This window comes from Mumia sp. ZJ1417, from assembly GCF_014127285.1.
In the GTDB taxonomy this organism is placed as follows: domain Bacteria; phylum Actinomycetota; class Actinomycetes; order Propionibacteriales; family Nocardioidaceae; genus Mumia.
In genome coordinates this window covers 4,149,662-4,170,899 of record NZ_CP059901.1, presented here as the reverse complement: position 1 = coordinate 4,170,899, position 21,238 = coordinate 4,149,662, and the positions used below count along the sequence as shown (strand labels likewise).

Here is a 21,238-nt window from a genome sequence, read left to right as displayed (position 1 = left end):
ACTTGCTCGATGGGCCGTGCTCCGGCACGCCTGTGGCCTGCCCTGTGAAGGGCGGCATCCCCCCGGCAGCAATCCAGAGGAGTACGACGCGTGGCGAACCAGTCGCACGGCGGACCCGTGAACCCGCGCTCGAGGAAGGCCCAGCCCGCCTCACGGGCCGGCTCTCGATCCCGCACGGCCCCCAAGCCCGGCAAGGGCGGCCGGTCCGCCGAAGAAGGCAAGCCCCGCAAGCCGCTCTGGCGCCGCATCGTCAAGTGGGGACTCATCACCGGCGTGGTGATGTTCGTCCTCGGGATCGCCGGCCTGTTCTTCGCGTACCGCGCGGTGTCCATCCCCGACGCGAACGCCGAGTTCCTCACGCAGACCACCAAGGTCTACTACTCCGACGGCAAGCACAAGATCGGCGACTTCCAGACGCAGAACCGTACGTCGATCACGTTCGACGAGATGCCGCAGACGATCAAGGACTCGGTCGTCGCGGCGGAGGATCGCAGCTTCTACACGAACCAGGGCCTCGACTTCAAGGGAATCGCCCGCGCCCTGCGCGACAACGCGACCACCAACTCGACGTCCGGCGGATCGACCATCACGCAGCAGTACGTGAAGGTTCTCTACCTCACCCAGGACCGCACCTGGAGCCGCAAGGCCAAAGAGGCGATCCTCTCGATCAAGGTCCACAACCAGATGTCGAAGGAGGAGATCCTCGAGGGCTACCTCAACACGATCTACTTCGGCAACGGTGCGTACGGGGTCGAGGCCGCGTCACAGACCTACTTCGGCCAGAAGGCCGCCAAGCTGACCGCGCCGCAGGCTGCGCTGCTGTCGTCGGTGATCAACAACCCGAGCGCGTTCGACCCGTACGACGAGGACGACCACGACCGTCTGATGGGTCGCTACAGCTATGTCATCGACGGGATGCGCAAGGCCGGCAACATCACTGAGGAGGAGTACGCGAAGTACTCCGCGAAGCTCCCCAAGGTCCAGAAGCAGCGCCAGTCCAACCGCTTCGGCGGCACCAGGGGCTTCCTTCTGCGGCTCACCGAGCAGCAGCTGCGCAAGGAGGGCTTCGACGACACCCAGATCAACGGCGGCGGGCTCAAGGTCGTCACGACGTTCGACTACGACGCCCAGAAGGCCGCGGTCGAGTCCGTCAAGGAGATGAAGCCCGAAGGCCTCAAGGAGCTCAACGTCGCGCTGTCCTCCGTCGACCCCCAGACGGGGGCGCTGCGGGCGATGTACGGCGGACCGAACTACCTCAAGAGCCAGCTCAACTGGGCGATGCTCGGCTCGCAGCCCGGGTCGTCCTTCAAGCCGTTCGCGGTCGCCGCGGCGCTGAGCGACGGCTACGGCCTCAAGACCCAGCTGAACGGCTCGTCGCCGCTGCGCCTCAAGGGTGACGCCGAGATCGAGAACCAGGGCGACTCCGGTGGCCGCTCGTTCGGGCCGGTCTCCCTGGAGTACGCGACGCAGGAGTCGGTCAACACCGCGTTCGTCGACCTCACGTACGACGTGATGGACGACGGCGGCGACAAGACCCTCGAGGCCGCCCGTCGAGCCGGCGTCTCCGCGGCTGCGGTCAAGCGCTACGACCCGAGCGTCGCCGTCGTCTCCCTCGGTTATGCGCCCGTCCCCAACGTCGACATGGCTGCCGCGTACGCGACCTTCGCCAACGAGGGCAAGCAGAACGACTGGTACGTCATCGAGCGGGTCCGTGACCGTGAGGGCAAGGACCTCCACAAGCACACCGTCCGTTCCAAGGAGGCGTTCTCCAAGGCGGTCGCCTCCGACGTGACCAAGGCGCTCCAGGACGTCGTGCGCTCGGGCAGCGGCACCAACGGGAGCACGATGTGCCCGACCGCCGGCAAGACCGGCACCGCGACGTTCCAGAAGGTCGAGGACGGCAAGGAGGTCGGCAGCGCGCACGTCTCGAGCTCGTGGTTCGTCGGCTACACGCCCAAGCTGTCGACGGCCGTCATGTACGTCCGCGGCAAGAACGGCAACGAGGCCCTCAACGGCTACATGCCGACGTTCTACGGTGGCCAGTACCCCGCCAAGACCTTCAAGACCTTCATGGACAAGGTTCTCGACGGCGGCGACTGCGGCGAGTTCCCGCCGCCGGCCAACATCAAGTCGACCAAGGGCAAGACGTTCGTCCCGACGCCGACAGCGACCGAGGAGACGAAGAAGCCGAAGCCGGACCGTCCGGACCGTCCGAGCCGCCCGACGCGTCCGACCCGACCGGCACCCACCCAGCCGACGCTGCCGACGGAGCCGACAGAGCCGGATCCGACGCGTCCGACGCGTCCGACGCAGCCCACGCTGCCCACCGAGCCGGAGCCGCCCGAGGAGACCGACGGCCCAGGTAACGGCTGGGGCGGCTGACGATGGCGGGACCGGCGGGGGGCCGGGCCCGTCCCAGCCGGTGGTGGACGCCGGTCCGCATCCTGCTCGCGACGGCGATGCTCGTCGGGACGCTCGGGCTCGTCACCAAGGGCCCGTGCGCCGTCGACTCCGGGAGCCGGTGGTTCAGTGAGAAGCCGGTCGCGGGCGGAGCCTCGTACGCACGGCTGTGCGCGAGCGAGCTGCCGCAGGAGTACGCGACCACGGGGCTCGCCGAACGGGTCGCCCCCTGGTCGGAGGCCGGTGGCAGGTGGCCCGTCAACGCGGTCACGCTGCCGGTCGGGGCGCTGCAGCACGCGACGGCCGCGGTGGTGCACACCCTCGCGCGATCCGATGTCGACGCCCGCGCTGCACGGGACGCGACGGAGGTCGAGCGCGACCGCTCGGTGCGCCGCGAGGCCGTCGCGTACACCGGGCTGGTCGCGGTCGGGAGCCTCCTGCTCCTCCTACTCGCACTCGTGGCGCTCGCCCGCTCCGCGCTCTCGACGAACGCCACGCGGCCGTGGCCCTCGTGGTCGCGTCCGGTCGCGTCGCTGATGCCGTTGGCCGCGTCCCCGCTGATCGCGCTCCTCATCGGCGTCGGCTGGGATCTCGTCGGGGTCGCCCTCGTGGCCTGGGGGCTGGCGGCCTGGACCGCGGCACGTGCGCGCCTGGCTGGTCTGGTGCTCGGCGTCGCGGTGCTCGCCGCGTGGTGGCCGGTCGTGGTCCTGCTCGTCCTCGGCGCCACCGCGCTGCTCCGGCACGGTGCCGCCGCGGGACGCCTGCTCGGCTCGGCGACGCTCACGGTGGCCGTCGGTGGTGTGGTGGCGTTCGCGGTGACGGCGGGCGACGCCGTCACCGAGCCCGTACGCCGGTGGCTCGACCATGAGGGCGGCGTCGGGTCGCTGTGGGCGGTGCTGGCCGAGCTCGGGGTGGATGTGTCGTCGACGGTCGTCGTCCCGATCGTGATCGGGCTGTGGGCGTTCGCGGTGTCCGTGACCTTCCTCTATGCGGCACGCTCGGGTGACGTGTCGCAGACCGCGCGCTACGCGTTCGTCCTGCTCGCGGCGCTGCTTCTCGTGGGGACGACATACGCACCTGGCTACGCCCTGTGGCTGCTGCCCCTCGCGGTGCTCGCGCACCCGGTGTGGCGCGACCTCCTGTGGTGGCAGGCAGCGGAGGTGTTCCTCGTGGTGGCGACGTGGTGGCACCTCGGCGACGTCACGAAGCCCGCCGGGGACACCGCCGACGTGGTCTACGTGGTCGCGATCGCGCTGCACGTGGTGGCGACGGTGTGGCTCGCGGCGCGCATGCAGCGGTCAGCCGCCGGCCGCGGCGTACCGGCGTCCGAGCAGCCGAACGTGGTCGATCAGCTCGGGCGGTGAGTCGACCCGGAAGTCCAGCCCGAGCATCCCGACGTACACGGCGAGGATCTCGATGCTGTCGGCGCCGGTGACGAGCACGCTGGTGTGCTCGTCGACCTCCTCGACGACCCCGACCGCGTCGTTGATGCGGGAGCGCACCTCCTCAGCGGGTGCGAGCACCGTGATGCGTGCGTGCACCGACCAGCCGCCCGACGCGATCTCGCGCACCACGAACGTCGTGTAGTCGTCGACGGCCATCGGGCGTGGCGCGAAGCGCGGCTGGGGCATCGCGCTGATCTCCGCCCAGTCCACCCGAAGGGCACGCCACCTCGCGGTGCGCACCTCACGGGCGACGAGGTACCAGCGCCGCTGCCACGTGATCACCCGGTACGGCTCGACGTCGAGACGCTCGCCCTCGTACGTGAGCCGCAGCCGCTCCTCGTCACGGATCGCATCGGCGATGCGGGAGAGGGTCTCCGGGGCGATCTTGGGGTCCTCCACGTTGCTGTCGGTGTTGACCGGCCCTGCGCTCACGGTGTCGGTGATCGCCTCGACCCGGCGGCGCAGGCGGTGCGGGAGCACCTGCTCGAGCTTGGCGAGCGCACTCGCAGAGCTCTCCTCGATGTCCGTGATGCCGTGGGCCGCGCGCAGCCCGATCGCGACAGCCACCGCCTCGGCGTCGTCGAGGAGCAGCGGCGGGAGCTTCGCGCCGGGCCCGAGCCGGTAGCCGCCCGCAGGGCCGCGTGCGCCGTCGATCGGGTAGCCGAGGTCACGCAGCCGGTCGACGTCGTTGCGGATGGTGCGCGGGGTGACGTCGAGCCGTTCGGCGAGATCGGCGCCCGCCCATGCCGGGCGGGACTGGAGCAGTCCGAGCAGGGCGAGCAGGCGAGCGGACGTCTCCAACATTCTCCCGATCATGCCATAGATGAGGAACGATCCGTACCTGAATGCTTTGTACTGTCCTTTCATGAGCACACACGAGAACACCAGCACCCGACCCTTCCGCATCGAGGTCGCCCAGGCCGACCTGGACGACCTCGACGACCGGCTCGCCCGGACGCGCCTCCCCGCAACGGCCCCCGGCGACGACTGGACCTACGGCGTCCCGAACGCCTACCTCGCCGACGTCATCGAGCACTGGCGCACAGGATTCGACTGGCGCGAGGTCGAGGCTCGGCTGAACGCGTACGACCAGTTCCTCACCGAGATCGACGGGCAGACGGTCCACTACCTGCACGTCCGCTCGGACGAGGAGAACGCGACCCCGCTCCTGCTCGCCCACTCCTACCCCGGCTCGGTGTACGACTTCATCGAGATGATCGACCCCCTCGTCGACCCGGTCGCCCACGGCGGCCGCGCCGAGGACGCCTTCGATGTCGTCGTGCCGTCCATGCCCGGCTTCGGCTTCAGCACCCCAGTCGTCGATCGCGGCTGGACGATGGCGCGGATCGCGCAGACCTATGACACGCTGATGCGACAGCTCGGCTACGAGTCGTACGGGTCGCACGGGAGCGACGGCGGCGCGATGGTGTCGCGCGAGCTCGGCCTGAGGGAGCCCGAGGGCTTTCTTGGCCTGCACGTCATGCAGCTGTTCTCGTTCCCGACCGGTGCGCCCGGCGAGATGGACGGGTTCGGGCCGAAGGAGTTCGCGGCGCTGGAGCACCTGCAGTGGTTCCAGTCGGTCGGGGGCTACAACGCGATCAACGCGTCGCGTCCGCAGACCGTCGCCGTCGGTGTGTCCGACTCACCGGTCGGGCAGCTGGCGTGGAACGAGCTGTTCCAGTCGTTCGGCGACGGGACGAGCCTCCTGACGACGGACCAGATCCTCGCCGAGGTCACGCTCGAGTGGCTGACGAACACGTCGGCGACGGCCGGGCGCTACCACTACGAAGAGGCGCACCGCGATGCGAAGCCCGAGGTCAACCACTCTCGTACGGGGGTCGCGGTCTTCGCGGACGACTTCAAGACGATCCGGGCGTTCGCCGATCGCGACAACGACAACATCGTGCACTGGAGCGAGTTCCCCGAGGGCGGGCACTACGCCATGCTCGAAAAGCCGCAGGAGCTGGTGGCGGACATCCGCACCTTCTTCGCCACCGCCTGACCCAAACTGCAAGACCGCTAGGGCAGGTCGACGGCGTCGAAGGTCGTGGTCGTCATGCGCACCTCGAGCTCGACCTCTTCGCCGACCTCCGGCACCGCGACGCCGGAGGGGAGCAGGATCATGCTCGCCTGCATGTGCGGCGGCTCGACGAACCAGCGTTGCTTGCCGCCCACGACGAACGGCGACAGCGCGAGCCCCGCAGCGCCGAGCCCGCCTTTCGCGACGGACGTGGCGCGCTGCTTGAGCGTCGTGGCCGCCGTCGGCGCCTCGAGCCCGATGCCGTGCGAGGTGCCGCCGGACACGACGAGCACCGTGCCTCCGGCCGGGAGCGGGCGCTGGCGGTAGCCGATCCGCTCGCCCCGCTCGACGACGTGGGAGTCGAGGACGAGGCCGGTGACCCGGAACGCACCCCGGTCGCCGAGCCACAGCGCGGTGCCGACGCGGGGCCGTACGGACAGGCCCGGCCGGCGCTCGGCCAGCTCGCGCACCTCGCGGTCGGACAGGTGCGAGACGGTGAACAGCGGGGTCCCGGAGACTGCCGGTGCGAGCTTCGACGCCTCGAACGCCGCCGCCCACCGGTCGGCCTCGGCGAGATTGTCCTCGGAGAGCGGGAGGTGGATCGAGAAGCCGATCAGCCGCAGGCGTCCGAGCGCGTCGGCAGCCGCGGTGAGTGCGTGCCGGTCGACGCCGTGACGCGCCATCGCCGTCTCGCCCTCGAGGACGATCCGCGTGCCTTCCGGCGCCTCGTCGCGCAGCAGCGCCAGGTCTTCGATGCGGCTGACCGTGTGGACGACGCGCGGGTCGTACATCCGCTCGGAGCGCACCGTGTCGGACCAGAACGGGCGCCACGGTGTGAGCACGTGGATGTCGCCCCCGAAGCGCGGGAGGACGTCCATCAGCTCGGCGTACGTCCCGACGGCGACCGTGTCGACCTCGAGCCAGTCCGCACGGCGCGCGAGGGTCCGGTTGCCGAACCCGTACCCGTTGCCCTTGATCACCGGGACGATGCCTTCGTACAGCTCAGCGGTGCCGCGCAGGTGCGCTCGCCAGCGTTCGCCGTCGACGTGGAGCGTGAGAGTCATGGTCAGCCTTCCTCGCGTCGTGTGGGTCAACGCCGCTTCATGTACTGCTGGAACGCCAGATAGAGCAGGCGGTTGACGGGGAGGTCCCACTCGCCGGCGTACTCGACGGCCTGACCGCCGGTGCCGACCTTGAACTGGATGAGCCCGACGTGGCTGTCCTCGGGGTCGAGCGTGTCGGTGATGCCGCGCATGTCGTACACGGTGCACCCATCGGCCATCGCGTCGCGGATCATCTGCCACTGGATCGCGTTGGACCCACGGACCTCCCGCTTGGCGGTGGTCGAGGCGCCGTACGAGTACCAGGCGTGCTGCCCGACCCGGACGAGCGTCGTCGCGGCGACGAGGTCACCCTCGTGGTGGGCGAGGTAGAGACGCATCCGGTCGGGGTCCTCGCCGTTGAGCGCGTCCCACATCGTCTGGAAGTACGACAGCGGCCGCGGCGTGAAGTGGTCGCGCACGGCGGTCTCGGAGTAGATCGCGTGGAACGCCGCCAGGTCGTCCGCGCCGCCGAGGGTCACCTCGACGCCGGCCTTGTCGGCCTTCTTGATGTTGCGGCGCCACAGCTGGTTCATGCCGCGCAGCACCGCCTCCTCCGTACGGGGAGTGCCGTCGGCCTCGGCGAGGGGGAGCCAGAAGTTGTACTTGGGCTGGCCTGCGGTGAACCCGCCCTCGCTGACCTGCTCGCGCCACCCGATCCGGTGCAGCTCGCGGGTCACGGCGATCGCACGGCCGTCGGCCGTCGCCGCAGGGGCGTCGCCGAGCGTGCGCAGCGCCGGGTCGGCGACGGCCTTCTTGACGGTGGCCGCGTCCCACGTCCGCAGGACGACCGGCGGGCCCATGCGGACACCGAACGCGCCCTTGCCTGTGAGGTGCTTCACCATCGGGTCGAGCCACGCGGCGAGTCCTCCGGGACCCTCGACGGCCGAGGCGAAGTCGATGACGGGGCCCTCGGGCAGGTAGGCGAGGTACTTCGCGACCTTCGGCAGCTTGCGGTAGAGCACCAGGCCGGCACCGACGATCTCGCTCCCGTCGAACCAGCCGATCGACTCGCCTCTCCACTCCGGCTTCACCGCCGCCCACGCCGGGGTCTGGAGGAAGCTCGCGGAGGGGAGGGAGGTCAGGTACGCCAGGTGGTCGGCGCTGCTGATCGTACGGACGGTGAGGGACACGGCCACGAGGCTACCGGAGCGCCGTTCGGCCGCCTCGGTGTGGCGAAGCGGCCATGCTGCGAGCGGCTCCACGAATTTGTCTCCGCGCGATGTAAATGTGTGTGACACTCGGCACACCACGTGCGTCGGCTTTGCTCCCGGCGTTCTACGTTTCTCTGGAGGGAGATTCAGTGTCTACTTCGTCATGCCCACCCCCGGGCAGACTGAGGCGGTCCACCGCAGCGGTCGCGACCACCGCGCTCGCGGCCGGGACCCTGGCATTCGCGGCGGCGCCAATCACGGCCGCCGAGCGTTCTGCAGCCGCAGACGACCGCCCGATCGACAAGAGCTTCACCTACAACTGTCACGTCGTCGCCGGCGGTCTGTCGCTCGGCAAGCACGACGTCGGCGTACGCGCGCAGGTCGAGGTGCCCGAGTCCGCCAACCCGGGCGAGGTCGTGCCCAGCCGCACGACGCAGATCACGCTCACGATGCCGGAGAGCCTGCGCAACGCGACCGTCGGGCTGCTCGGTGGCAAGACCGCCGGCGGCAAGTCCGAGGACGCAGCCGTGGTGATGGCGCTGGGGGGCCAGACGCAGTCGTACCTGATCGACGGGCTGTCGGCACCGCAGACGCCGATCCCGCAGAAGGCCGGCGGCCTCTGGAAGATCCCGACCGAGGGGACCGTGCCGGCGATCACCGTGCCCGAGCTCACCGGCACCGCGACGCTGTCGATGCCTGAGCAGTTCTTCGTCAACGCCGTCGTCTACACCGAGCCCGAGGGCCTGCCCGCGAAGGACCTCCCCGCGACGATGGACTGCACGGGTCCGACCGTCGCAGCCGACCGCATCCTCACCGCGATTGAGGTCGAGGAGTCCTCCCCGACCCCGATCGCGAAGGATGTCGACGCAGGCAAGGTCGGCCGTACTGCTTTCGACTACGGACCGAAGGTCCCGGTCACCCTCCGGGCCGTCGGCGGGCGTGCTCCGTACACCTTCGCGGTCGTGACCAAGCCCGGGGCAGCGATCGTCACGATCGACGGGGCGACAGCGGTGCTGTCGACCACCGCGGGCGGCGCGGCGAGCTTCACCTACACCGCCACCGACGCCGACGGCCAGGTCAGCCCGCCGGCCACCGTCACGTACGAGGGTGTCAACAACGCGCCGCTGGTGCGCGACCTGCACTTCACCATCGGCAAGGGCAAGGCGCTCGACCTGTGGCCGTACGTCCGTGACGACGCCGCTCGGTTCTACTTCTGGCAACAGGCCAACGACTCGCAGCGCATCACCTACGGTGCCCCGAAGCACGGGGCGCTCTCCCCGTTCCTCACCGCCGCTGACGTCACCGCCGACGGGTGGACCGAGTTCCCAGATCTCGCGAAGTACCCGAGTGTCGGGCACAAGCAGACCTACACCCCCAAGCCCACCTTCGTCGGGACGGACACCTTCACCTATACCGCCACCGACAACGAGGGTGCGTCCGCGACAGCGACGATCACGGTGGACGTCGTGGAGGAGACCGCTGTCCGCGGCGTGCTCGACGGCGTGCGCTACAAGTGTCAGCCGCAGGAGCGCGACTTCGAGACCGGGGAGGAAGTTCCCGGGTTCACCGAGCTGCAGAACTATGTCATGGGTGGCTCGATGGCCTTCACCGTCGACACGCGGGCCGACCTGCCGCGCAGCATCGCCCCCGGCGAGGTGTTCACCCCCGAGCCGACCGACGTGGACCTCGTGATGCCGCAGGGCCTTGCCGAGCTGCTCGCCGGGAACAACACGCTCGACACGATGGGCTTCGGGCAGACCAAGGTCGGCGGCTCGTCGATCGCCTCGGTCCACCTCGAGGAGACCGCGACCGGGCATGAGTACGACGCCCCCCTCGAAGGCCTGCGGGCCGAGGACGTCAACGTGTCGTGGCCTGTCCCGAGCGAGGGAGTCCGGATCCCGACCACGGGCACGCTCGACGCCGTGACCGGGCCCGACAAGGGAGCGATCAAGGTGTCGGCCCCGCAGGAGATGGCGATCCTGTCCAAGCTGACGCCGGGGATCATGGACGGACTGATCCCGAACGTCTGGCTGCAGTGCGCGGCGATGCCCGGCCAGGACCTCCACGTCGCCACCGTCTACGTCAAGGGCGACTCGACCACGACGGCGAAGGTCGGCCCGGTCTCGTACGGCGCCGCGCCGGTCGTCGACGTGACCGTCGCGTCGGACAACGCCGCCGAGGGCACCGTCGAGGTGCGCGCCGGTGACAAGGTCGTCGGCACCGGCACGGTGAAGGGCGGCAAGGCCCGCGTCACGCTGCCCAAGGCCGCGAAGGTCGGGGCGCACGAGGTCGAGGTCGCCTACCTCGGCTTCGACGGAGCCAAGCCCTCCTCGACCACCGCGTCGTACTCGGTCACCAAGGCCGCGTCGACGACGACGGCGACCGCCCGCACCAGCGCGTACGGGGCCTCCCCGTCGGTGAGCGTGGCCGTCCGTACGGTCGCGGGTGCGAAGGGCAAGGTCGAGGTGCGTCGCGGCGCGCAGGTCGTCGGCTCGGCGACCGTGTCCGGCGGACGCGCGACCGTCGCCGTGCGCAAGGGCGCGCTGGCGCCGGGCAAGCACGCGCTGACGATCGCCTACCGCGGCGACGCGATCAGCGCGGCCTCGTCCGGTCGCGTGTCGGTCACCGTCACCAAGGCACGGGCTGCCGTCCGCGCCAAGGTGGCGCCGACCAAGGTCCGCGCGAAGCGCACCAAGGCGAAGGTGTCCGTGCAGGTCACGACGCCGACGGGTGTCGCACGGACCGGCAAGGTCGTGGTGACCGTCAAGGGCAAGAAGATCGGCACCGCGACGGTCCGCGCCAACGGCAAGGTCGTCGTCCGGCTCAAGAAGTTCGCCAAGCCGGGCACGTACAAGGTGAAGGTCGCCTACGCGGGCAACGTGTACGCCGCCGGCAAGACCGTCACCGTGAAGGTCAAGGTCCGCAAGTAGCGGACCCCCGCCGCTGGCGGTGCCTCAGCGCACCGTCAGCGGCGACCGGTGGGGCACGGCGGGGGTGACCAGCAGCGTCATCCCCGCCTCCGCCGGCGTCCGGTCGCCCTTGCGGTGGTTGCACCGCAGGCAGGCGGCCACCGAGTTCTCCCAGGTGAGCAGCCCTCCGCGAGAGCGGGGGAGGATGTGGTCCACGGTCTCGGCCGGGCCGCCGCAGTAGCCGCAGCGCTCGTCGCGCGCCTTCACCGCCGTCTTCGTGCACAGCGGGTCGCGCCCGTGCAGCCACCGCATCACGACGTAGCGCACGAGCCGCAGGACCTTGGGCACGGGGAACGGCCCGAAGCGGTCCTCGGGGTGGGCCTCTTCGACGACGGCGACCTCACGCACGAGCATCCGGATGGCGTGCCGCAGCGACACCCGCTGCAGGGGCTCGTAGCTGGCGTTGAGCACCAGCACGGTCCGCCTGTGGCGCGTGACTGTGACGTGGTGGTCCACCACCACGGGCTCGGCGACAGCTGTCATGGGCACCGCCTCTCGACCGCTCCGTGCGATCAGCCTAGCCGCAGGGCCCATGGCACGGCGCGTGCTTAACCGGCGCCGACCGGCGTTTCGTGACGGTCCGTCTCCTCAGCGCGGCGGCTGTTTGCGGGGCTTCAGCCGAGTGTGCGGCAGCTCCGGCGCGGGCAGCACCGCGGAGCCCCACACGTCGGGGAACGGCCCGTACGCGTCGGTGGCGGGGCCGGTCGCGCCGTGGACCTGCGCCTGCCACTCCTCGCGGAACCGCACGATCTCGTCGTGGTCGCGCCCGAGGAAGTTCCACCACATGACGATCTCCTCCTCCAGCGGCTCGCCGCCGATGAGGACCACGCGGCCGTCGGAGTCACCGGTGCGCAGGGCGAGCGTCGTCCCACCGACGGGCCGGTACGCGAGTGCCGCTGGCGCAACCGTCGTCCCGTCCACGTCCACCGGCCCGAGATCGACCAGCACCCCGTGCTCGTACGAGGGGTCGACGTCGAAGCACACCTCCGAGCCGGCGGGCAGCACGATCTCGGCACCGACGAGCGGCGTGTACGTCGTGACCGGCGAGGCCGATCCGGCGAACGAGCCGACGAATGTCCGTACGGTCGCCGGACCGTGCGCCACCGGCTCGGTCACGTGGTGCTCGAAGGAGCGGCCGGCGAAGCGGGCCGAGTCCGGCAGGGCCGTCCACAGCTGGACGCCCTGCAGCAGCGTGGTCTCGGGCGTCGAGTACTCCGAGTGCGCGATGCCGCGGCCCGCCGTCATGAGGTTCACCTCGCCGGGTCGTACTCGCTGGACGGAGCCGACCGTGTCCACGTGGTCGACCTCGCCGGTGAACAGCCAGGTCACGGTCTGGAGTCCGGTGTGGGGGTGCCCAGGAACGGCCATGCCGCCGGTCTCGCGCACGTCGTCAGGCCCGTAGTGGTCCGCGAAGCACCAGGCACCGATGAGCGAGCGCAGGCGCTGGGGGAGCGTCCGGCGCACGGTCATCGCGCGCGGCCCGCCCAGCGGGACGAGCCGCGGCTCCAGCACCTCCGGTGCACCGTGGCCGTCGGTGGGCGGGCAGGTGATCTCCTGCGGATCGCGCTCCAGGTCGCTCATGAGCACCAGTATCAGGGTCTTCTCTCAGGGTCTTCCCCGATGACCGACCCTGTTCGCCAGGGGCAAAACCGATATCGGTGTGTCCCCGCCGTGTCCTAGCGTGGACGGACACCCCGCCCACCAGGAGTTGTGCCATGCCCGATGCCGCGTCCGCCACGACCCGCACTGTCGCCGCCCGAGCGGTCGACCTGCACAAGACCTACGGCAAGCAAGAGGCGGAGGTGCGCGCTCTCGACGGGGTCAGCATCGACGTGTACGCCGGCGAGTTCACCGCCGTCATGGGGCCGTCCGGCTCCGGCAAGTCGACGCTCATGCACCTGCTCGCCGCGCTCGACACCGCGACCAGCGGCACGGTCTTCATCGGCGACACCGAGCTGGCCCGCCTCAACGACAAGCAGCTGACCAAGCTGCGGCGTGACGACGTCGGCTTCGTCTTCCAGGCGTTCAACCTCGTGCCCACGCTGACGGCCAACGAGAATATCCTGCTCCCGCTGTCGATCGCGGGTCGCAAGCCCGACCAGGCCTGGTACGACCAGGTGATCGACACCGTCGGCCTGCGCGACCGGCTCGGCCACCGCCCCAACGAGATGTCGGGCGGACAGCAGCAGCGCGTCGCGTGCGCCCGCGCGCTCATCGGCCGGCCCACGATCGTCTTCGCCGACGAGCCCACAGGCAACCTCGACTCCACCTCTGGGGCCGAGGTGCTCAAGTTCCTCCAGCACAGCGTCCGCACGCTGGGTCAGACGATCGTGATGGTGACCCACGACCCGATCGCGGCGTCTTACACCGACCGCGTCGTCTTCCTCGCCGACGGCCGGGTCGTCGACGAGGTCCGCGACCCTGCCCCCGAGAAGATCCTCGAGCGTATGGGTGCGATCCAGACCCGGGCGATGGACGCGGCCAGCGAGGCGGTCGACGGTTCTTCTGGTCTCGAGGGTGGGGCCGCCTGATGTTGCGCGTGACCCTGCGCAACCTGCTGGCGCGCAAGGTGCGCCTGCTGATGAGCGCGTTCGCGATCGTGCTCGGCGTCGCGTTCGTCGCCGGCACGCTCATCTTCACCGACACGATGAGCAAGTCCTTCGACGGCATCGTCAAGGGGTCGACCCCTGACGTGGTGGTCCGTCCTGCGGGGTTGGCCGGCTGGCAGGAGGATTCGAGTGCCGACACCCGTACGGTCTCGGCGACGGTGGTCGACGAGCTGCGCGAGCTGCCCGGCGCCCAGCGCGTCGACGGCACGGTGGCGAGCCAGGCGCTGACCCTGGTCGGCACCGACGGCAAGCTCGTCACAGGCTTCGGCCCGCCGACACTGTCCTTCAACTACGACGACGCCCCGGCGATGACGGGCGAGCCCGCGGTCGAGATCGCGCAGGGCCGGGCGCCGACCGCCGACGGCGAGGTCGCGATCGACACCGACAGCGCCGAGAAGGGCGGCTACGAGATCGGCGACACCGTACGGCTCGTCTCCACGGGAGACCAGCCGCAGCTCGACGTCGAGCTGGTCGGTCTCGCCGAGTTCGGGGGCGGGTCGATGGCCGGTGCCTCGCTGGTGCTCTTCGAGACCACGTACGCCCAGGACCTGTTCCTCGACGGACGCGACGCGTACAACCAGGTCTCGCTGACCACGCGCGACGGCGTGACGCAGCAGGAGCTGGCCTACGACGCGAGCAAGCTGCTGCCCGACGGCTTCGAGGCCGTCACCGGTGACACGGCGGCCGCGGAGGCCGAGGAGACGATCGGGGAGATCCTCGGGTTCCTCACGACGATCCTGCTCGTGTTCGCGGCGATCGCGATCATCGTCGGCACCTTCCTGATCGTCAACACGTTCTCGATCCTCGTCGCGCAGCGCAGCCGCGAGCTGGCGCTGCTGCGTGCACTGGGTGCGTCCCGGCGTCAGGTGAGCCGCTCGGTCCTCCTCGAGGCGCTGGTGGTCGGGCTGGCGGGGTCGACGCTCGGCGTGCTGCTCGGCATCGTGCTCGCGATGGCCCTGTCGGCGCTGTTCCGGACGTTCGGCCTCGACGTGAGCGAGACCCCGCTCGTGATCGCTCCCCGTACGTGGGTGGTCGGCTACGTGGTGGGCGTGCTCGTGACGCTGGTCGCGGCCTACCTGCCGGCCCGCCGCGCCGCGCGCGTCGCCCCGGTGGCGGCGATGCGCGACGACGTGGCGCTGCCGGAGTCGTCGATGCGGGTGCGCATGCTCGTCGGCGCGATCCTCGTCGTGCTCGGCGCCGGTCTGGTGTGGCTCGGGCTGAGCGGCGCGGACAACGGTGCCTGGTACGTCGGTGGTGGCGCGTTCGCCATCCTCCTCGGCGTCTCTTTGATGAGCCCGCTGCTCAGTCACCCGGTGCTCGTCGCGCTCGGCGGGCTCTTCCGCCCGTTCGGCCTGGTCGGGCGGATGGCCACCCAGAACGCGTTGCGCAACCCGCGACGGACCGCGGCGACCGCATCGGCGCTGATGATCGGGCTGACGCTGGTGACGACGATGAGCATCCTCGGGTCGTCGGTCAACAAGTCCGTCGACGCGGGCGTCAAGGAGGAGTTCACGACGGACTTCCTCCTGATGAACCCGGTCGGCGCGCCGTTCTCCCCGACGATCGCGGAGCAGATCCGTGAGATCGACGGCGTCGGCGACGTCGTCGAGACGCAGTTCGTGCCCGCCCGGCTCGACGGGTCGTTCGCCGGCGTGACGGCCAGTGATCCGGAGAAGCTGTTCTCGATGTTCGAGCTGGACGCGAGCGTCGACACGTTGGGTGCGGGGGAGGTGTCGGTCCGCGAGGACACGCTCGACGAGCGGGGCCTGGAGGTCGGAGACACCCTGACGTTCTCGACGCAGTCCGGCGACCACGACCTGCGGATCGCGGGCACCTTCCCGGCGTCCAACGTCGTCTCGGAGTACGTCACGAGCTTCGACTTCGTCGACCAGGTGAGCGTGACCCGCGAGGACTCGTTCGTCGCGGTCGACGCGGCAGCGGGCGTGACGGGCGCTGAGATCGAGGAACCCGTACGCGACGTGGTCGCGGACATCCCGACCGTGGTCGTGCAGACGCAGGACGAGTTCATCGAGTCCCAGCGCGACCAGATCAACGGGATCCTCATGCTCATCAACGCGCTGCTCGGGTTGGCGATCATCATCGCCGCCCTCGGCATCGTCAACACGTTGGCGCTCAGCGTCATCGAGCGGACCCGCGAGGTCGGCCTCCTGCGGGCGGTCGGCATGAGCCGGCGCCAGCTGCGCCGCATGGTGCGCCTGGAGGCGGTCGCGATCGCGGTGCTGGGTGCGGTGCTCGGCATCGCGATGGGGCTGGTGTTCGGGATCGTGCTGCAGCGCGTGCTCGAGGACGACGGCATCACCGAGCTGTCGATCCCGTACGCGACCCTGCTCGTCTACGTGCTGATCGCGGCGGTGGTCGGCGTGCTCGCGGCGTTGTTCCCTGCGTTGCGGGCGTCCCGACTCAACGTGCTGCGGGCGATCGCCACGGAGTAGCCCTTACGGTCTCAGGGGGTGGTGGCAGCGAGGCCTGCGGCGAGTGCGAACCCGAGCACCGCCGCCAGGCCAGCCCTCTCGTGGATCTTCGCCTGAGCCTCGGGGATCATCGCGCCGACGAGCATCACGAGCAGTGCGCCGGCGGCGAACCCGTCGACCCCACCGACGAACCCGGCGGGGGTCGCCTTCGCGGCGGCGTACCCTGCGACGGTCCCGAGCAGGCACACGAGCGCCACGCCCGTCCACAGCAGGAGGATCCGACGCGGGGGCGAGCCGGCCTCTCGCATGTCCGATGCCGACCCGATCGCCTCGGGCAGGTTGGAGACGAAGATCGCGACGAGCAGGGCCACGCTGACACCGCCGGACTTGGCGATCCCGATGCCGAGCGCCGCCTGCTCGGGGATGCCGTCGAGGAACGCGCCGAGTGCCAGGGGCAGTCCGGCCGCCCCCGCACGCGAGCGCCCGCCGATCCGCTCGACCCACCGGTCGGAAACGTAGAAGACATAGGCGCCGAAGGCGAGCCCCAGCGCGAGCGCGAGCGCACCGCCCACCTCGAGGCCGTCCGGGAACAGCTCGAACGAGATGCTCGCCATGAGCGCTCCCGCCCCGAAGCCCAGGACGGTCCCGACGGCCCCGTCGCTCCACCGCCGTGCCATTCCGAGGATCGCGCCGATCAGCAGCGACGACGCAGCGACCGTGCCCCAGACCCAGACCGTCCCCACGCAGCGATCATGCACGCCCCCGGGGAATGCGGCGATTTGGGACGCCGTGGTGCCGCCGGATAGACTGATCCGGTTGCCTGGCCACTGCCGGCCCATGCCGGATCCACGGTGCCCGGGCAACGCGATGCATAGCCCTCCTGTCACGGAAGGACCGTGACCGTACAGACCGAAGGAGGTGGAGTTGCCTTGCGTCACTACGAAGTCATGGTGATCCTCGATCCCGACCTCGACGAGCGCACGGTGGCCCCGAGCCTGGACACGTACCTCAACGTGGTGCGTCAGGACGGTGGCACCGTCGACAACGTCGACATCTGGGGCAAGCGTCGTCTTGCCTACGAGATCAACAAGCGGTCCGAAGGGATCTACGCCGTGGTCGACCTGACCGCGACGCCCGCGACCGTCAAGGAGCTCGACCGTCAGCTCACGCTGAACGAGTCCGTCATCCGCACGAAGGTCATGCGACCCGAGAAGTGACGGACGTACGACACCTCGTCCTCAGGACGCACGCCGAGGTTTTCCCCGGCCTGCGATCACGGGGTCGCTTGTGTCGGACTCTTGATGTTGACTGCTAGCCAGCAGACATCCCGCGACCCGTTGGAGTAGAGACATGGCAGGCGAGACCGTCATCACCGTCGTCGGCAACCTCGTTGACGAGCCCGAGCTGCGGTTCACGCCGTCAGGCGCGGCCGTCGCGAACTTCCGCATCGCCTCGACGCCGCGCACGTTCGACCGCCAGAGCGGCGAGTGGCGCGACGGCGACACGCTCTTCCTCGGGTGCGCCGTCTGGCGTCAGGCCGCGGAGAACGTGGCCGAGTCCCTCCAGAAGGGCATGCGTGTGATCGTGCAGGGGCGCCTCAAGTCGCGCCAGTACGAGACGCGTGAGGGCGAGAAGCGCACCGTGTTCGAGATCGACGTCGACGAGGTCGGTCCGAGCCTGCGCAGCGCCACTGCCAAGGTCACCAAGGCCTCCCGCTCCGGTGGGGGCGGCGGCGGTGGCTACCAGCAGGGTGGCGGCGCCCAGGGCGGCGGCCAGGGCGGGTTCGGAGGCGGAGGCCAGCAGGCCCCGGCCAACGACCCGTGGTCCTCGCCCGCTCCGCAGGGTGGCAACGCTGGCAACGATCCGTGGGCCTCGCCGGCCGGCTCGACCGACGAGCCGCCGTTCTGAGCCCGCGCATCTGAACGACAACCAAGGCGATCATGTGATCGCCGCGTCATTCCGACCCGTCCTGCGGGTCGGGCTCACCGGAAGGGAGCACCACAATGGCTGCCAAGCCCGTTGTTCGTAAGCCAAAGAAGAAGAGCAATCCGCTCAAGGCTGCGAAGATCACCTATATCGACTACAAGGACACCACCCTCCTGCGGAAGTTCATCTCCGATCGCGGCAAGATCCGCGCTCGCCGCGTCACGGGTGTGTCCGTCCAGGAGCAGCGCAAGATCGCGACCGCGATCAAGAACGCTCGCGAGATGGCGCTGCTTCCTTACACCTCGACCGGTCGCTGATCGTAGGGGAAGGGACTAATCATGAAGCTCATCCTCACCCACGAGGTCACCGGTCTCGGTGCCCCCGGCGACATCGTCGAGGTCAAGGACGGCTACGGCCGTAACTACCTCCTGCCCCGCAAGTACGCGATCCGTTGGACGCGTGGTGCCGGCAAGCAGGTGGAGTCGATCAAGAAGGCCCGTGAGGCCCGCTCGATCCACGACCTGGACGACGCAAAGGCGCTCAAGCAGAAGCTCGAGAACAGCACCGTCAAGGTGAAGGCTCGTGCCGGCGACGAGGGTCGCCTGTTCGGCGCGGTCACCGTGTCTGACATCGCCTCGGCGCTCGAGGGCACCGGTGCCGACGTCGACAAGCGTCGCATCGAGATCGGCAACCCGATCAAGACCCTCGGCTCGTACGACGTGCAGGTGCGCGTCCACTCCGAGGTGACCGCCAAGGTCAAGATCAACGTGGTCGCTGCCTGATCCAGGCCGCCCCGCGAGTCGCAAGGACCCGCCCCCCTTCTCCCAGGGTGGCGGGTTCTTTCGCTTCGCCCCATGACCTCGGTACGGCCCTAGAATCAGCGCGAACAAGAGCGGAGAGGACACGGGTGACGAGTCGAGCCGACGTTGTGGAGGATGCCGCCGATCGTCTCCGGCTGCTCCTCGATGCCAACCGGACGCTGGTCGAGGAGCTCGATCTCCCTGAGGTCCTGCGCCGGATCGTCACCGCCGCGATCGACCTCGTCGGTGCCCGGTACGGCGCGATCGGCGTGTTCGACGACGACGGGCGGCTCGAGGTGTTCATCCACGCGGGCATCGACGACGAGACGGCGGCACAGATCGGGCACCTGCCGCGTGGACGCGGACTGCTCGGTGACCTCCTCGACGGAGGTCCCGCCGTCCGGCTCGACGACGTCACGACGCACCCCCACTACACCGGCTTTCCCGCGGAGCACCCGCCGATGCGGTCCTTCCTCGGCCTCGGCCTCGAGGTGCGCGGTCGGGTCTACGGCAACCTCTACCTCACCGACAGCGCTCACGGCACGTTCAGCGAGGAGGACGCCGAGCTCGCCCGCGCGCTCGGCGAGACCGCGGGAGTGGCGATCGCCAATGCCCGCCTGTACGACGAGAGTCGTCGCCGGGAGGCGTGGTCCTCGGCGTCGGCGGAGGTGACACGCGAGCTGCTCTCACCCGACGGCATCGATGCCCTGGAGCTCGTCGCGGTGAGGGTCCAGGAGCTCACTCGTGCCTCGCTGGTCGCGGTGCTCCTGCCCGCAGGCGACGGGACGTACGCCGTCTCTCGCGCTGCGGGAACGCACAGTCAGGAGCTGGTGGGAGTACGGACGACGATCGCCGCGGCGGCCCCGGTCGAGCCGACGATCGGCACCGTCGCGGCCGTGTGCGCCCCGCTCGGTCTGGACCTTCCGGACGTGCCGGCGTCGCAGGCGATGCTCGTGCCCCTGGTCGATGCCGACGACCCGCGCGGGATTCTCGTCGTGCTCCGCGACGGCCCGCCGCGGTTCGACGACACCGACCTCTCGATGGCCGAGGCGTTCGCCGGCCAGGCAGCGCTGGCGCTCGGCAAGCGCGATCTTCGCCAAGCGCGTGAGGCGATGCTCGTCCTCGAGGACCGCGACCGCATCGCTCGTGACCTGCACGACCACGTGATCCAGCGGCTGTTCGCCAGTGGTTTGACGCTGCAGAGCGTCCACGCCACCATCCCGGTGGGCGCGCCGCGAGACCGGCTCGCTGCCCAGGTTGCCGAGATGGACGAGACGATCCGCCAGATTCGCCGCACGATCTTCGAGCTGCACGACACCGACCCCGGGCAGGGAGGCGTACGCCGTCGGCTCCGGCGGGTCGTCTCCGCGACGGGCGACGGCGGCACCGCGGTGACGCTCCAGATCGACGGGCCGGTGGACCTCGCGCTCGACGACGGGCTCGCGGACGACGTCGTGGCCGTCGCACGGGAGGGCGTCTCGAACGCACGCCGTCATGCCCAGGCCGAGCGCATCGAGCTGCGGTGCGTCGTCCGTGGGGGTGAGGTGGTCGTGACGGTGAACGACGACGGCCGGGGTATCCCTGAGCACGCCCGGCGCAGCGGCCTCGACAACCTCGCCCGCCGCGCCGAGGCGCGGTGCGGCACGTGCCGCGTGACGAGCGGGCGCGGCGGGACAACGCTGCGGTGGGCTGCACCGATCCCTGACGAAGGATATGACGCATGATCCGCGTGTTCGTGGTGGACGACCACGAGATCGTCCGACGCGGGGTCACCGACCTGCTCGAGACCGCCGACGACATCCGCGTCGTTGGTGAGGCGGTCGACGTCGCCCAGGCGCTCGCGCGGATCCCGTCGGTTGTCCCGGACGTCGCCGTCCTCGACGTCCGGCTGCCCGACGGGAGCGGGATCGACGTGTGCCGCGAGCTGCAGGTCTCCTACCCGGGCATCCGGACGCTGATCCTCACCTCGTACGACGACGACGAGGCCGTCTATGCGGCGATCCTCGCCGGCGCCTCGGGATACCTGCTCAAGGAGGTGCTCGGGTCGCGGCTCATCGAGTCGGTCCGTGAGGTCTCCGCAGGTCGCTCGCTGCTCGATCCGCACGTGGTCGCCCAGCTCATGCGTCGCTTGCGAGACCGGGAGTCCTCGCACGGCGACCCGCGGCTCGACGCGCTGACCGAGCGTGAGCGCGAGGTGCTGATGCTGATCACCGAGGGCTTGAGCAACCGCGAGATCGGCGAGCGGATGTTCGTCGCCGAGAAGACGGTGAAGAACTACGTGACCAACCTGCTCGCGAAGCTCGGGATGCAGCGGCGGACCCAGGCTGCCGTGTTCGGAGCCGAGGTCCGCCGTGCCGAGGAGGACGAGCAGCGGCACGTGTGA

General features: G+C 70.1%; 18 protein-coding genes. 12 read left to right on the top strand and 6 right to left on the bottom strand.

All coding sequences use genetic code 11. The features are described 5' to 3' along the window. Window positions 1–90 precede the first annotated feature (90 nt). Window positions 91–2,382, top strand: coding sequence for a transglycosylase domain-containing protein (locus tag H4N58_RS20175; RefSeq protein WP_167249624.1), 2,292 nt, complete (start codon window positions 91–93; stop codon window positions 2,380–2,382). A 2-nt stretch (window positions 2,383–2,384) separates the two neighbouring features. Then, window positions 2,385–3,764 (top strand): hypothetical protein, encoded by a 1,380-nt coding sequence (locus H4N58_RS20170; protein ID WP_167249626.1) that lies wholly within the window; start codon window positions 2,385–2,387, stop codon window positions 3,762–3,764. On the opposite strand, the gene H4N58_RS20165 is transcribed toward H4N58_RS20170, so the two are convergent. Next, entirely contained in the window at window positions 3,699–4,649 is a 951-nt protein-coding gene (locus tag H4N58_RS20165) for a YafY family protein (protein ID WP_167000701.1), read from the bottom strand. The two genes, H4N58_RS20170 and H4N58_RS20165, sit on opposite strands and share 66 nt — an antisense overlap. A 61-nt stretch (window positions 4,650–4,710) precedes the next feature. Between H4N58_RS20165 and H4N58_RS20160 the strand changes: the two genes are divergently transcribed. Further along, on the top strand, window positions 4,711–5,847 hold the full coding sequence (locus H4N58_RS20160) for an epoxide hydrolase family protein (RefSeq protein WP_167000700.1): 1,137 nt from the start codon (window positions 4,711–4,713) through the stop codon (window positions 5,845–5,847). A gap of 17 nt (window positions 5,848–5,864) precedes the next feature. Here the strand turns inward: H4N58_RS20160 and H4N58_RS20155 are convergent, their stop codons facing one another. Together H4N58_RS20155 and H4N58_RS20150 are read right to left on the bottom strand one after the other, a co-directional pair. After that, entirely contained in the window at window positions 5,865–6,929 is a 1,065-nt protein-coding gene (locus H4N58_RS20155; RefSeq protein WP_167249627.1) for an alanine racemase, read from the bottom strand. A gap of 26 nt (window positions 6,930–6,955) precedes the next feature. After that, window positions 6,956–8,098, bottom strand: a complete 1,143-nt coding sequence (locus H4N58_RS20150; RefSeq protein WP_167000696.1) for a peptidoglycan bridge formation glycyltransferase FemA/FemB family protein — start codon at window positions 8,096–8,098, stop codon at window positions 6,956–6,958. Between the two features lie 170 nt (window positions 8,099–8,268). Here H4N58_RS20150 and H4N58_RS20145 point away from each other — a divergent pair, with 170 nt between their 5' ends. Continuing rightward, window positions 8,269–11,049 (top strand): DUF6801 domain-containing protein, encoded by a 2,781-nt coding sequence (locus H4N58_RS20145; RefSeq protein ID WP_167249629.1) that lies wholly within the window; start codon window positions 8,269–8,271, stop codon window positions 11,047–11,049. Window positions 11,050–11,073: 24 nt separating this feature from the next. Here H4N58_RS20145 and H4N58_RS20140 read toward each other — a convergent pair whose 3' ends face one another. Together H4N58_RS20140 and H4N58_RS20135 are read right to left on the bottom strand one after the other, a co-directional pair. Next, complete coding sequence (locus tag H4N58_RS20140) at window positions 11,074–11,571, bottom strand: HNH endonuclease (RefSeq protein ID WP_167249631.1); 498 nt, start codon at window positions 11,569–11,571, stop codon at window positions 11,074–11,076. A gap of 105 nt (window positions 11,572–11,676) precedes the next feature. Next, window positions 11,677–12,669 carry a pirin family protein gene (locus H4N58_RS20135; protein ID WP_167249633.1) on the bottom strand — a complete coding sequence of 331 codons (993 nt, stop codon included), beginning with the start codon at window positions 12,667–12,669 and terminating at the stop codon, window positions 11,677–11,679. A 134-nt stretch (window positions 12,670–12,803) separates the two neighbouring features. Between H4N58_RS20135 and H4N58_RS20130 the strand changes: the two genes are divergently transcribed. Together H4N58_RS20130 and H4N58_RS20125 are read left to right on the top strand one after the other, a co-directional pair. Then, on the top strand, window positions 12,804–13,619 hold the full coding sequence (locus tag H4N58_RS20130) for an ABC transporter ATP-binding protein (protein ID WP_167000688.1): 816 nt from the start codon (window positions 12,804–12,806) through the stop codon (window positions 13,617–13,619). Beyond that, window positions 13,619–16,150 carry an ABC transporter permease gene (locus H4N58_RS20125; protein WP_167249635.1) on the top strand — a complete coding sequence of 844 codons (2,532 nt, stop codon included), beginning with the start codon at window positions 13,619–13,621 and terminating at the stop codon, window positions 16,148–16,150. Before H4N58_RS20130 ends, H4N58_RS20125 begins: the two co-directional genes overlap by 1 nt. An 11-nt stretch (window positions 16,151–16,161) precedes the next feature. Here the strand turns inward: H4N58_RS20125 and H4N58_RS20120 are convergent, their stop codons facing one another. Further along, window positions 16,162–16,872: a ZIP family metal transporter gene (locus H4N58_RS20120; RefSeq protein WP_167000684.1), complete on the bottom strand. Its 711-nt coding sequence runs from the start codon at window positions 16,870–16,872 to the stop codon at window positions 16,162–16,164. A 186-nt stretch (window positions 16,873–17,058) separates the two neighbouring features. On the opposite strand from H4N58_RS20120, the gene rpsF reads away from it, so the two are divergent. The 6 genes from rpsF (at window position 17,059) to H4N58_RS20090 (ending at window position 21,238) form a co-directional block, all read left to right on the top strand. Continuing rightward, a complete protein-coding gene (gene rpsF, locus H4N58_RS20115; RefSeq protein ID WP_167000682.1) occupies window positions 17,059–17,346 on the top strand; it encodes a 30S ribosomal protein S6 in 288 nt (95 codons plus the stop codon). Window positions 17,347–17,479: 133 nt separating this feature from the next. Then, window positions 17,480–18,037, top strand: a complete 558-nt coding sequence (locus H4N58_RS20110) for a single-stranded DNA-binding protein (RefSeq protein ID WP_167000680.1) — start codon at window positions 17,480–17,482, stop codon at window positions 18,035–18,037. Window positions 18,038–18,132: 95 nt separating this feature from the next. After that, window positions 18,133–18,372: a 30S ribosomal protein S18 gene (gene rpsR, locus H4N58_RS20105; RefSeq protein WP_139085704.1), complete on the top strand. Its 240-nt coding sequence runs from the start codon at window positions 18,133–18,135 to the stop codon at window positions 18,370–18,372. Between the two features lie 21 nt (window positions 18,373–18,393). Beyond that, the gene (gene rplI / locus H4N58_RS20100; RefSeq protein ID WP_167249637.1) at window positions 18,394–18,837 is read left to right on the top strand and encodes a 50S ribosomal protein L9; all 444 of its coding nucleotides are present in this window, start codon (window positions 18,394–18,396) and stop codon (window positions 18,835–18,837) included. Between the two features lie 125 nt (window positions 18,838–18,962). After that, on the top strand, window positions 18,963–20,579 hold the full coding sequence (locus H4N58_RS20095) for a GAF domain-containing protein (RefSeq protein WP_167249639.1): 1,617 nt from the start codon (window positions 18,963–18,965) through the stop codon (window positions 20,577–20,579). Next, a complete protein-coding gene (locus tag H4N58_RS20090) occupies window positions 20,576–21,238 on the top strand; it encodes a response regulator transcription factor (protein WP_167000674.1) in 663 nt (220 codons plus the stop codon). Before H4N58_RS20095 ends, H4N58_RS20090 begins: the two co-directional genes overlap by 4 nt.